Annotated in this window: 13 protein-coding genes and 2 pseudogenes; 1 reads left to right on the top strand and 14 read right to left on the bottom strand. The window is 69.7% G+C overall.

Features of this window, described 5'->3' with window-relative positions; all coding sequences use genetic code 11:
• The first annotated feature begins 231 nt into the window (after nt 1–231).
• Nucleotides 232–837, top strand: coding sequence for a murein hydrolase activator EnvC family protein (locus tag ACXIZN_RS02285; RefSeq protein WP_457952285.1), 606 nt, complete (start codon nt 232–234; stop codon nt 835–837).
• Between the two features lie 505 nt (nt 838–1342).
• On the opposite strand, the gene ACXIZN_RS02280 is transcribed toward ACXIZN_RS02285, so the two are convergent.
• From ACXIZN_RS02280 to rpsP, 14 genes and pseudogenes are all read right to left on the bottom strand, one after another.
• A complete protein-coding gene (locus tag ACXIZN_RS02280) occupies nt 1343–2191 on the bottom strand; it encodes a FliA/WhiG family RNA polymerase sigma factor (protein WP_457952283.1) in 849 nt (282 codons plus the stop codon).
• Nucleotides 2192–2298: 107 nt separating this feature from the next.
• Nucleotides 2299–3294, bottom strand: coding sequence for a tyrosine recombinase XerC (locus ACXIZN_RS02275; RefSeq protein WP_457952282.1), 996 nt, complete (start codon nt 3292–3294; stop codon nt 2299–2301).
• Between the two features lie 105 nt (nt 3295–3399).
• A pseudogene (locus tag ACXIZN_RS02270) lies at nt 3400–4092 on the bottom strand (DNA-processing protein DprA); the annotation flags it as partial.
• A gap of 232 nt (nt 4093–4324) precedes the next feature.
• Nucleotides 4325–4699, bottom strand: a pseudogene (locus ACXIZN_RS02265) (DNA-processing protein DprA); the annotation flags it as partial.
• Nucleotides 4696–6207 (bottom strand): YifB family Mg chelatase-like AAA ATPase, encoded by a 1512-nt coding sequence (locus tag ACXIZN_RS02260; protein ID WP_457952280.1) that lies wholly within the window; start codon nt 6205–6207, stop codon nt 4696–4698. The gene ACXIZN_RS02260 and the pseudogene ACXIZN_RS02265, both read right to left, overlap by 4 nt.
• Nucleotides 6208–6594, bottom strand: a complete 387-nt coding sequence (locus tag ACXIZN_RS02255) for a YraN family protein (RefSeq protein WP_457952278.1) — start codon at nt 6592–6594, stop codon at nt 6208–6210.
• 233 nt (nt 6595–6827) lie between these two features.
• Nucleotides 6828–7151, bottom strand: coding sequence for a DUF2469 domain-containing protein (locus ACXIZN_RS02250; RefSeq protein ID WP_003096226.1), 324 nt, complete (start codon nt 7149–7151; stop codon nt 6828–6830).
• The gene (locus tag ACXIZN_RS02245) at nt 7148–7927 is read right to left on the bottom strand and encodes a ribonuclease HII (RefSeq protein ID WP_457960439.1); all 780 of its coding nucleotides are present in this window, start codon (nt 7925–7927) and stop codon (nt 7148–7150) included. The genes ACXIZN_RS02250 and ACXIZN_RS02245 overlap by 4 nt, the downstream gene beginning before the upstream one ends.
• A 58-nt stretch (nt 7928–7985) precedes the next feature.
• Nucleotides 7986–8936, bottom strand: a complete 951-nt coding sequence (gene lepB, locus ACXIZN_RS02240) for a signal peptidase I (protein ID WP_457952277.1) — start codon at nt 8934–8936, stop codon at nt 7986–7988.
• 31 nt (nt 8937–8967) lie between these two features.
• Nucleotides 8968–9336: a 50S ribosomal protein L19 gene (gene rplS / locus ACXIZN_RS02235; RefSeq protein WP_005154717.1), complete on the bottom strand. Its 369-nt coding sequence runs from the start codon at nt 9334–9336 to the stop codon at nt 8968–8970.
• Between the two features lie 182 nt (nt 9337–9518).
• Nucleotides 9519–10283 (bottom strand): tRNA (guanosine(37)-N1)-methyltransferase TrmD, encoded by a 765-nt coding sequence (trmD, locus tag ACXIZN_RS02230; protein WP_457952275.1) that lies wholly within the window; start codon nt 10281–10283, stop codon nt 9519–9521.
• Nucleotides 10283–10795, bottom strand: coding sequence for a ribosome maturation factor RimM (rimM, locus tag ACXIZN_RS02225; RefSeq protein WP_126733415.1), 513 nt, complete (start codon nt 10793–10795; stop codon nt 10283–10285). The genes trmD and rimM overlap by 1 nt, the downstream gene beginning before the upstream one ends.
• Before the next feature lie 16 nt (nt 10796–10811).
• A complete protein-coding gene (locus ACXIZN_RS02220) occupies nt 10812–11051 on the bottom strand; it encodes an RNA-binding protein (RefSeq protein WP_003103110.1) in 240 nt (79 codons plus the stop codon).
• Nucleotides 11048–11494 carry a 30S ribosomal protein S16 gene (gene rpsP / locus ACXIZN_RS02215; RefSeq protein ID WP_005154724.1) on the bottom strand — a complete coding sequence of 149 codons (447 nt, stop codon included), beginning with the start codon at nt 11492–11494 and terminating at the stop codon, nt 11048–11050. The genes ACXIZN_RS02220 and rpsP overlap by 4 nt, the downstream gene beginning before the upstream one ends.
• Nucleotides 11495–11583: the final 89 nt, after the last annotated feature.

Here is an 11583-nt window from a genome sequence, read left to right as displayed (position 1 = left end):
GTGTGCCCCCGGCTGTCCTGACCCTCCGTGAGGAGATCGGCCATCGGGAGCGCGCACGTGCACGCGAAGTCAGTCCGCTGCCGCGGACCGCGCAAAAGAGTCTACTCCCTGTCGCCACCGGGTACCGCACCGGCAGCCCCTGATGAGAGGGGTTGTCCACAACCGCCTCGGTTATCCACAGATTCCACCGGCGCGCCCCGCCCGCCACGCCGTACCCCCAACCTGGAACACATGACATCGACGACCTCATCCCGCCCTGTCACCAGGCATTCCTTCGCGATCGACCGCACCGGCGGCAGGCACCGCCGCCCAGGACACGCCCGGCGCCTTCCCCGCCTGGCGATCCTCGCGACCGTGCTCGCGATCCTCACGTCCGCGGCGATGCCCGGGACGGCGAGAGGGGCGCCCACCCCGCAGGGGCGCCTCTCCTGGCCGCTCTCGCCGGCACCGAGCGTCACCAGGTACTTCGAGCCGCCCTCGACGCCGTACGGCCCCGGCCACCGGGGCGTCGACCTCGCCGCGCCTCCGGGCGCGAACGTGCTCGCGGCCGCCGAGGGTGTGGTGATGTTCGCCGGTCAGGTGGCGGGCCGCGGAGTGGTGTCGATCGATCACGACGGCGGGCTGCGCACCACCTACCAACCGCTCGCTCTGTCGGTCACCACGGGTGATCAGGTCCACCGGGGCCAGGTGCTCGGAACGCTCGCGGCGGGTCACCCGGGCTGCCCGGAGCCGGCGTGCCTGCACTTCGGCGTCCGGCGGGGCGAGGAGTACGTCGACCCGCTCACGTTGATCGGTGAACCATCCGAGATCCGCCTCAAACCCTGGGAAGGAGACTGAATGACCGCTGCGAGGCCAGGCGGTGTCTTGCTTGCCTCCGCGTCGGCGGTACGGGTTTCCGGGTTCGCCAGCTGGGCCTTTCGGTCCTGTCTTGCGGTCCTGCTTCCACGCTCCGGCGCGGCGCTCCTCGCCCTTGTCTCCGTCTGTGGCCGATCGGGGTTGACTCGCGCGTCCAGGCACGGGCCACGAGTGATTGGAGAACGAACAGGGGTGATCAGGGAGCGATCACGCCGGCCGGGTTCCGCACCGCGTGTTCCGTCCACACACGCGCCGTCCGCCCAAACACACGTGCCGTCCGGCGGGACACGTGTGTCGTCCCTCCAAACACACGTGCCGTCCGCTCAAGCACATGTGTTGTCCGGCTGCGGCGGAGCGTGTGAAACAAACCGAGAGAAAGGGCCAAGGACACGGCGAGGCAGCAAGGCGGGCTTCGCAGCTCACATGAAGCGGCCGCCGAACCTTAGGTCAGGCGAATCGGGCTGACCGTCCCGGAACTGGACGGCGGCTAGGCCTGCTCGACCAGTTTGGCGCGCAACCGCATGACGGCGCGGGTGTGCAGCTGGCTGACCCGCGACTCGGTGACACCGAGGACCTTGCCGATCTCGGCGAGCGTCAGGCTTTCGAAGTAGTAGAGACCGACCACGATCCGGTCGCGTTCGGTGAGCTGGGCGATCGCCTGCGCGAGCTGGCGGCGGTTGTCCCGGTCGACCAGGACGGCCACCGGGTCGACGGCGCCGTCGTCGGGCAGGGTGTCGACCAGTGAGCCGCTGTCCTTGCCCGCGGCGACGAGGTCTTCCAGGGCGATGACGCTGGTCAGCTGCATCTGGCCGTAGAACTCGCGCAGGTCGTCGACGCTGATTTCCAGCTCGGCCGCGAGTTCGGCGTCGGTCGGGGTGCGGTTCAGCCGGGCGCCGAGGCGTTCCAGGGCGCGTTCGGCTTCGCGGGCCTTGCTGCGCACCGCTCGGGGGACCCAGTCCTGGGAACGCAGGTCGTCGAGGATCGCGCCCCGGATGCGCTGCATGGCGTAGGTCTCGAACCGCAGGCCCCTGGCGGGTTCGAACTTCTCGATCGCGTCGACCAGGCCGAAGATCCCGGACTGGATCAGGTCCCCGACGTCGACGTGGGTCGGCAGGCCGGTGCCGACCCGGCCGGCGACGTACTTGACGAGCGGGGCGTAGTGCAGCACGAGCCGGTCACGCACGATCTGGTCCGGCGACTCGGTGAACTCGCGCCACAGCGCCTGGATCCCGGCGTCCACTTCGTAGCCGGTCCGCGCTTCGGGCGCGACGGCAGGACCGTCCCCGCCGGGGCGGTGTTTCCCGGCGGCTTCGGTGACATGTGGGTCGGCGGTCATCGGGCCGCCGTTCTCAGCATGCGACTCAGCGTGTTCTCCGTGCTCGTGCGGATGCGCGTGCGCCGCCGGTCCGGGCCGCCGGGTCACCTGCCGAGTCCTCCCCGGCATCATCGGGCCCGGGGGTGCGCGCGGTCGTGGATCGCCTTCAGCCGATCGACGGTCACATGAGTGTAGAGCTGCGTTGTGGCCAGCGTAGCGTGACCAAGCAGTTCCTGAACGCTCCGAAGATCAGCGCCGCCTTCGAGCAGATGGGTGGCCGCGGAATGCCTCAGGCCGTGCGGGCCCATGTCGTTCGCGCCCGGCACCGAACCGACGGCTTCGTGGACGACGCGGCGGGCCGCCCGCGGATCGAGCCTGCCTCCTCGTGCCCCGAGGAAGAGCGCCGCTTCTCCCGGCCCCTTGGTTTCGACGGCGAGCTTTCCCCTGCCCTCGTCCAGCCACGCCCGCAAGGCCGCTTCGGCGGGAACGCCGAACGGCACGACGCGTTCCTTGCCGCCCTTGCCCAGCACGAGCACGACCCGGCGGGAGAAGTCGACGTCACCCACATCCAGCCCGCACAGTTCCGAGACGCGCACACCGGTCGCGTAGAGCAGTTCCACGATGGCACTGTCCCGCAACGCCACCGGGTCGCGCTGTTCGGCACCGGCGGCTGAGAAGCGCATGACGTCGCTGGCCTGTTCCGCGCGGAGGACCCCGGGAAGCTTGCGGTGCGCGCGCGGCGCCACCAGCCTCCCGCCAGGATCCGACGCGAGCGCTCCGCCTCGGTGGGCCCACGCGGTGAAGGTGCGGGCCGCCGCGGCCCGCCTCGCCAGCGTCGTCCGGCTGGCCCCCTCCTCGCGTTGCCGGGCGAGCCAGCCGCGCAGTGTCCCGATGTCGAGGTCGGAGAACCGGCCACCATTCGCGTCCACGAAACCCATCAGCGACACCACGTCGCCGAGGTAGGCACGCACCGTATGCGCGGACAACCCACGTTCGAGGGACAGGTGCCGCTCGTAGTCGTCGATCAGCTTCCGGACAGGCTCCGGCAGCGCGGCACGGGCGGCGCGCAGATCGGGTCTGCGGGCGCGTTTCCCCGTGCCGTGGGGACCTTCGGTCGACGGCATGCCGATCACGCTGCGCGATGTACGGCGGATGGTCAAGTATCGCCGCACCCTGTTGCGGTGTCCGTGGTCGGATCGTGCCGGGATGGCGTCTCATGTGTAGGCCAGTCAGGTCTTGGGGGCGCGTCTTCGCCACCCTGTGTCACCTCTTTCCGCGAAGCCGTCGAGTTCGAGTGCCGGAAGCAACGCACGGACACGTTCGACCGGGATGCCCGACTCGGCGGCGACCCGTTCCACGGGCCTCGCCGATCGATCGGACAGGGCGTCGTGCACTCGCAGCGCTTCCGGACCGAGCTGATCGGTGCGGCGGCGCGGTTTCGACGGATCCGCTCCCGGTGCTCCGAACCGTCCCGCCGTCTCGAGGATCTCGTCGACCGAGGTCACCAGCGTGGCCTCGCCTTCGCGGATCAGCGCGTGACAGCCGGCGGACATCCCCGAAGACACCGGTCCCGGCATGGCCATCACGACCTTGCCGAGTGCTCCGGCCGTACCCGCGGTGTTCCGCGCGCCGCTGCGCCTGCCCGCCTCGACCACGACGGTCCCTTCCGTGAGCGCCGCGATGAGCCTGTTCCGGACGAGGAAGCGATGCCTCGCGGGTGTCGTGCCCGGCGGGTACTCGCTGACCACCGCGCCCGTCTTCGCGATGGAGCGCAACAGGGTCGCGTGCTGGGCCGGATAGCCGACGTCGACACCGCAGCCGAGCAGGGCGACCGTCGTGCCGCCCGCGCTCAGCGCGCCCCGGTGGGCCGCGCCGTCGATGCCGTACGCCGCCCCCGAGAACACCGGGATCCCCCGGCTCGCCNATGGAGCGCAACAGGGTCGCGTGCTGGGCCGGATAGCCGACGTCGACACCGCAGCCGAGCAGGGCGACCGTCGTGCCGCCCGCGCTCAGCGCGCCCCGGTGGGCCGCGCCGTCGATGCCGTACGCCGCCCCCGAGAACACCGGGATCCCCCGGCTCGCCAGGTGGTAGCCCACCTCGGCCGCGTTGTGCTCGCCGTACCCGGTCGCCGCACGGGCACCGACGATCGCGATCGCCTGGTCCACGGCCTCGTCGAGCCTCGCGGGGCCGCGTACCCACAGCGCCAGCGGAGGTGCCACGCCGGTAACGCCCCTGCTCTGGGCCACGGCCAGCGAAAGCAACGGCCAGGCCGGCCATTCGTCGTCTTCCGGGATGACGAGGCGGGCCTCGCCTGCCTCGGCGCGCTCCAGATCTCGCTCGGCGTAGTCGTGTGCTCGCCTCGCGGCGGTCTCGTCGCGCACCTTCGGCGGGCATTCGGCGCTTCGCACTCGTTCCGCGGCGGCGACGGGGCCGATTTCGCCGACGAAACCTGCCAAAGCGGGTGCCGGAGGCTCGGCCACGCGCAGGAGATACGACCGGGCGATGCGCTCGGCGTCGAGTTCACTCATCCGGATGACCGCTCTCGGAAGTTCAAGGCAGCCGCGACCTCGTCCGCTTCCGGCTTGTCGGCGCCCTGCAAATCGGCGAGCGTCCAGGCGATGCGAAGGCACCGGTCGGCGCCGCGCGCGGTGATCGCGCCGCGCTCCAATGCACGATCCAGCAGCGCCGTGACCTGCGACGGCAGCGCGAACTCACGGCGCAGTGCCGGACCGGGCACCTCGGCGTTCGTGAGCCAGCCTTGCTCGGCCCAGCGTTTTCCGGCTCGCTCGCGTGCCTCCAGCACTCGCTCCCGGACAGCGGCCGACGCTTCGGGCGGCTCGCTCAGGTGTGCGCTGAGCGCGGAAAGCGGGCGCAGCCGAACCCGCAGATCCACCCGATCGAGTAATGGCCCGGAGAGTCGGCTCAAGTAGCGCCTCCGCACGGTCGCGGAGCACGTGCAGTCGGCGTCCTTCGCCGGAGCGCAGGGACAGGGATTGGTCGCCAGCACCAGCTGGAACCGTGCCGGATACCGCACGGCGCCCTTGACCCTCGCGATCCGCACTTCGCCCTCTTCGAGCACCGTGCGCAGCGACTCCAACCGCTCCGGGCCGAATTCGCACACCTCGTCGAGGAACAGGATCCCCCGGTGCGCCCGGCTGATCGCGCCGGGCACGGCGAGGCCGCTTCCTCCGCCGATCAGTGCGGGCACGCTGATCGAGTGATGCGGCGCGACGAACGGCGGCACGGTGACGAGCGGCGCGGACCGCGAAAGCGAACCGTCGATCGAATGGATCGCTGTGACCTGCAACGACTCTTCGGCGGTCAGCCGCGGGAGGAGGCCGGGAAGGCGTTTGGCGAGCATCGTCTTGCCCACCCCGGGAGGCCCGGTCATGAGCAGGTGATGCCCGCCCGCCGCGGCCACCTCCAGTGCCCACCGCGCTTCCGGCTGTCCCACGACGTCGGCGAGGTCGGGCACCTGTGGCGGCTCTTGGACGACGGAAGGCTCGGGACGGGTGAGTTCCCCTTCGCCCTTGAGCCAGTCCACGAATTCGCTCAGCCGGGCTACCCCGCCGACCTCCAAGCCGTCCACGAGAGCGGCTTCGAACAGCGACTCGGCGGGGACCACCGCCCTCCGGTACCCGGCGTTGCGCGCCGCGAGGAGCCCTGGCAGGACCCCGCGGACCGACCGCACGCGGCCGTCCAGGGCCAGTTCGCCGAGCAGCACGGTGTTCAGCAGCTTCGTGGCGGGAACCGACCCCGTCGCGGCCATGATCGCCGCCGCGATCCCCAGGTCGTAACCGGACCCCACCTTCGGCAGGTTCGCCGGTGAGAGGCCGAGGATCACCCGCTCGTCCGGCCAGGTCCGACCCGAATTGCGGACGGCGGAGCGGACCCTGTCTTTCGCCTCCTTCAGGCCGGTGTCGGGCAGTCCGACCATCGTCACCTTCGGCGAGCCACCGCCGATGTCGGCCTCGATCTCGATCATCCTGCCTTCGACGCCGAGCAACGCGACGGACCAGGCCCTCGCCAGTGCCATTCAGAACGCCGCCTTGATATGCCGCACCTTGGGCTTGGCGTCGGGCCGGGCGACGATCGCGATGATGTCGTAGCGGACGGGGCACCAGCGGAGCATGAACTGCCGCTGCCACTGGTACGCGAGGCGGCGGATGCGGTCCGCCTTTGCCGGGGTCACCGCCTCGGCGGGCGTGCCGAAACCCACCCCGGCCCTCGTCTTCACCTCGCAGAAGACGAGGCGTTTGGTGTCGGTCGCGATGAGATCCAGCTCGCCGTCACGGCAACGCCAATTACGGCTCAGGACGACATAGCCCGTCTTTTCCAGATGCCGGACCGCGAGGTCCTCGCCCCATCGGCCCAGTTCGATATGTGGTGTCCCGGCGGACGGCTGTTCGGCCGTGCTCGTCATCTCGATCCCCCTCAGCGATCGTCACGGTGGGTGTGGGATCGACGCTGCCAGGGTGAGGGGGTGGCGGACAGGGCTGATTCTGCCGCCTGTGGACAACTGGGGTGTTGTGGATGGTTGGGCCGTCGCGGGAGCTCACCGGCCGGAATCGTCGGTGGGCTGTGCTATATGCGGCCCGGAGATACGTGAAGACCCCCTTCACGTGCTGAAGGGGGTCTTCACGTACTTTCCGAAGATCAGCCGGAGAACGGCCCGTCTTCCGGCAGCCGGAGATCCGGTTTGTCGAGTTCTTCGACGTTGACGTCCTTGAACGTGATGACCCGGACGTGCTTGACGAACCGCGCGGGCCGGTACATGTCCCAGACCCACGCGTCGGACATGCGGACCTCGAAGTACACCTCACCGCCGCCGTCGCGCACCTGCACGTCGACGGCGTTGGCCAGATAGAACCGCCGCTCGGTCTCCACCACGTACGAGAACTGGCCGACTATGTCGCGATACTCGCGGTAAAGCGAGAGCTCCATCTCGGTCTCGTACTTCTCGAGATCCTCTGCGCTCATGAAATCCGCGCCCCTCCTCGCGATTTTGCTGCTGTTCCAGCGGCGGAGCGTTCATTGTTACCCACGTACGGGCCGAGGGCACGTATCGGCACGCTCGGGTTTTCCAGTGCCGCGACGGTCAGCACCACCGGATGAGGCGGTGGCACGCGGTGCGCGGCGGCCGCGGTGGCCACGTTCGTGTACGACCAGCGATGGGCCGGGCTCGGACCGTGGGTGTTCAGTGCCGCGCTGTGGTCGGTGGTGCTGTAGCCCTTGTGCACGTCGAAACCGTAATGCGGATGGACGTCGTGCAGGTCGCCCATGATCCGGTCGCGGGTGACCTTCGCCAGCACCGACGCCGCCGCCACGCACGCGACGGCCTTGTCCCCCTTGAGCACCGGGATGCTCGGAGCGGGCAGCCCGGCCACGCGGAATCCGTCGGTCAGGACGTAGCCGGGCGTGGTCCGCAGCGCCGAGACGGCGCGCCGCATGCCTTCGAGGTTCATGACGTGGATGCCGAACAGGTCGATCTCGGCCGCGGGAATGACGATGACCGAGTAGTCGACGGCACGCTGGACGACCCGGTCGTACACCCGGTCGCGAGCCTTGGCCGTGAGCACCTTCGAGTCGGTGAGCTCGGGCAGGCGCGCGGCGTCACCCGGACGCAGGACGCAGGCGGCCACGACGAGCGGGCCGGCGCAAGCACCGCGCCCCGCTTCGTCGACTCCGGCGACGGGCCCGAGGCCTCGCCGGTCCAGCGCACCCTGCAACCCCCAGAAGAGGTCGCCGCGCACCACTGCCCGCGGCGGCCGAAGCGGCTCGGCCGGTGTGAGCGGTACAGGAACTGTCAAGGCCTTACCGCCTCCGGTCGACCGCCTTGCGCACCCCAGCCGACATCCGCCTGCCGAGGAAGAGCACGGGCCACGCCGCTGCGACACCGACGCCGAGGGGAAGCCCCTGCTGCCAAGCAGGCGCGCCGAGCGCCACCGGCTGGGCGTTCGCCTGCGGGTTGTGGTCCGAAACGCCACCCCAGCGGCCGGGCGGGAGCACGATGACCCGTGCCTTGCCGATGATGTTCTCCACCGGGATCGCGCCGTTGACCCCGCCGCCGCCCTGGCGCCGTGAGTCGCTCGAGTTGTTGCGGTTGTCGCCCATCACCCAGACGTAACCGGCAGGCACCTTGACCGGGGCGAACGTGTCCTGGACGGGCTTGCCGCTCTCGTCCACCTGCGAACCCGGTTCCCAGTGGATGTACGGCTCGTCGAGCGCCTTGCCGTCCACGATCACCCGGTTCTGCGGATCGCAGCACTGCACCGTCTGACCGGCGGTCGCGATGATCCGCTTGACGAAGTCACGCTCGTCCGGCGGCGCGAATCCGATCAGGGAACCCAGCGTGCGGAATCCGGTGACGAAGATGTTGCTGGACTCCGGCGTGTCGATCTCGCCGACCCAGGCGGGCGGTCCCTTGAAGACCACCACGTCGCCCGGGCCGGGATCGGTGAAGTCGTACGTGATCCGGTCGACCAGGATCCGGTCGCCCGTGCATCCCGCGCAGCCGTGCAACGTGGTCTCCATCGACCCCGAGGGGATCATGTAGACCTTGGCGAGGAACTGCTGGATCAAGATCGTCAGCACGAGTGCCACGACGATCAGGATCGGCAGTTCCTTCCAGAACGACCGCTTCTTGTTGACCTTGCCGAATTTCTTGGAGCCGGACCGGCCCCGCCGGGAGGCCCTGGTAGGGCGCTCCTCTTCGGGGCGATCGGGCTCGTCTTCGGAGGTGTTCTGGGACACGGGTTCGACCACGACGCCAGGTTACCGGTAACCGTGCGGCTACCTACTTGGCGGAGGTCGTCTCGCGGTTTTCGCGGCGTTCCTTGATCTTGGCGGCCTTGCCGCGCAGTTCGCGGAGGTAGTACAGCTTCGCCCGGCGGACGTCACCGCGCTTGAAGACCTCGACCTCGGCGATGTTCGGCGAGTGCACCGGGAAGGTGCGCTCCACGCCGATGCCGAACGACACCTTGCGGACCGTGAAGGTCTCGCGGATGCCGCCGCCCTGGCGACGCAGCACGACGCCCTGGAAGATCTGGTTGCGCTCGCGGTTGCCCTCGATGACGCGGACGTGAACCTTGAGCGTGTCGCCCGGTCGGAAGTCCGGGATGTCGGAACGCAGTGACTGCGCGTCCAGCGCGTCCAGGGTGTTCATCGGTGGTCCGTCCTCGTCTTCGTATGGCTTACGTGCAGCTTGGGCGCGCAGTGTCGGGCACTGCGACCTACCCGGGGGCTGATGGCGTTCCGGATGAGCTCGAATCTTCAACTCCGGCACTGGCCGTTGTAAAAATTCACGCGTCTATCCACGCCAACCTGTCAAGTATTGCAGACCAGGTCTCAGGCGTTCGACCCGGCCTGGCCCGTGTCCTCGCGCAACCGCTCGAGGACACGGAGATCGTGCTTGTCGAGACTACCTTCCGGCAGTTGCCCGATCAGTTCGGGCCTGCGCCGCACGGTGCGTTCCAGCGCCTGGTCACGGCGCCAGCGGTCGATCAGCGCGTGGTTTCCCGAGCGCAGGACGTCCGGGACGGCCAGGTCCCGCCAGACCTCCGGCCGGGTGTAGCTGGGGCCTTCGAGAAGCCCATCGGAGAACGAGTCCTCCTCGGCCGAGCGTGCGTTGCCGAGGACGCCGGGCAGCAGCCGGACGACGGCCTCGACCATCACCAGCACCGCGGCCTCGCCGCCGACCAGCACGTAGTCGCCGATGGAGACCTCGTCGACGGGCATCCGCCGCGCGGCGTCGTCGATCACCCGCTGGTCGATGCCCTCGTAGCGGCCGCACGCGAACACCAGGTGCTCCTCGGCGGCGTACTGGTGGGCCATGGCCTGGGTGAACGGCCGCCCGGCGGGGGTCGGGACCACGAGGCGGGTGTTCTCGCCGCAGACGTCGTCCAGGGCGGGGCCCCAGATCTGCGGTTTCATCACCATGCCGGGCCCGCCGCCGTACGGCGCGTCGTCGACGGCGCGGTGGACGTCGTGCGTCCAGTCCCGCAGGTCGTGTACGCCGACCTCGATGAGGCCGCGGTCGATCGCGCGCCCGAGCAGCGCGGCGCGGAGCGGGTCGAGGTATTCGGGGAAGATCGTGACGACGTCGAGGCGCATCAGGCGTCCAGCAGGCCTTCCGGCGGGTCGAGGACCACGCGGCCGCCCGGGACGTCGACCGCCGGGACGATCGCCTTCACGAACGGCACCAGCACCTCGCGTCCGTCGTGTTCGATCGACAGCAGCTCGCCGGCGGGCGAGTGCACGATTTCGAGCACCTTGCCGACGACCGTGCCGTCGGCGAGTTCGGCCCGCAGGCCTTCGAGTTCGTGGTCGTAGAACTCGTCGGGGTCTTCCGTCGGCGGCAGCGTCGAGGTGTCGGCGATGAGCAGCGCGCCGCGAAGGGTCTCCGCGACGTCCCTGGTCAGCACCTCTTCGAAACGCACCAGCAGCCGCCCGCTGTGTTCGCGGGCGGCTGCGATGGTGAGGTCTCTGCTGCTGCCGTCACGCAGCTTCGTCGTGACGGCCGAACCGACCGCGAACCGCTGTTCCGGCGAGTCCGTGCGCACGTCCACCGCGAGTTCCCCGCGGATTCCGTGCGCCTTGGCGATCCGGCCGACTACGACGTCCATCCCGTTCAGTCCTTGGTCAGCGATCGGTGTCGACGACGTCCACGCGGACGCCGCGGCCACCGATGCCGCCCATGACGGTGCGCAGGGCGGTCGCCGTGCGGCCACCCCGGCCGATCACCTTGCCGAGATCGTCGGGGTGCACGTGCACCTCGAGCGTGCGGCCACGACGCGTGGTCAGCAGCTCGACCCGGACCTCGTCCGGGTTGTCGACGATCCCGCGCACCAGGTGCTCGAGGGAGTCAGCGAGGAAGCTCACGCCTCGGCCTTGTCACCCTCGGCGGCCTCGGCCTTGTCGGCTTCGGCCTTCTTCGGAGCGGACTTCTTCTTCGGCGTGGTGGCCTCGGCGGAGGCCGAGTCACCGGCGGCGGCGAGCGCGGCGTTGAACAGGTCCTGCTTCGACGGCTTCGGCTCGGCGACCTTCAGGGTGCCCTCGGCGCCGGGCAGGCCCTTGAACTTCTGCCAGTCACCGGTGATCTCGAGGATGCGCTGGACCGGCTCGGTCGGCTGGGCGCCGACGGACAGCCAGTGCTGGGCCCGCTCGGTGTCGACCTCGATGAAGCTCGGCTCTTCCTTGGGGTGGTACTTGCCGATCGTCTCGATGGCCTTGCCATCACGGCGGGTGCGCGCGTCGGCGACGATGATGCGGTAGTACGGCGCACGGATCTTGCCGAGACGCTGCAGCTTGATCTTGACGGCCACGGGTGTGGGTACTCCTCAGTTCTCTCTGATGCATGTGGAAGGCGCACGCCAGCCGAGTGGGGACACGGCTGCGCACACCCGAAGGGTGA

This window comes from Amycolatopsis sp. TRM77291, assembly GCF_054166285.1.
The sequence above is the reverse complement of the archived record's forward strand: the minus strand, read 5'-3'. Positions and strand labels throughout refer to the sequence as shown.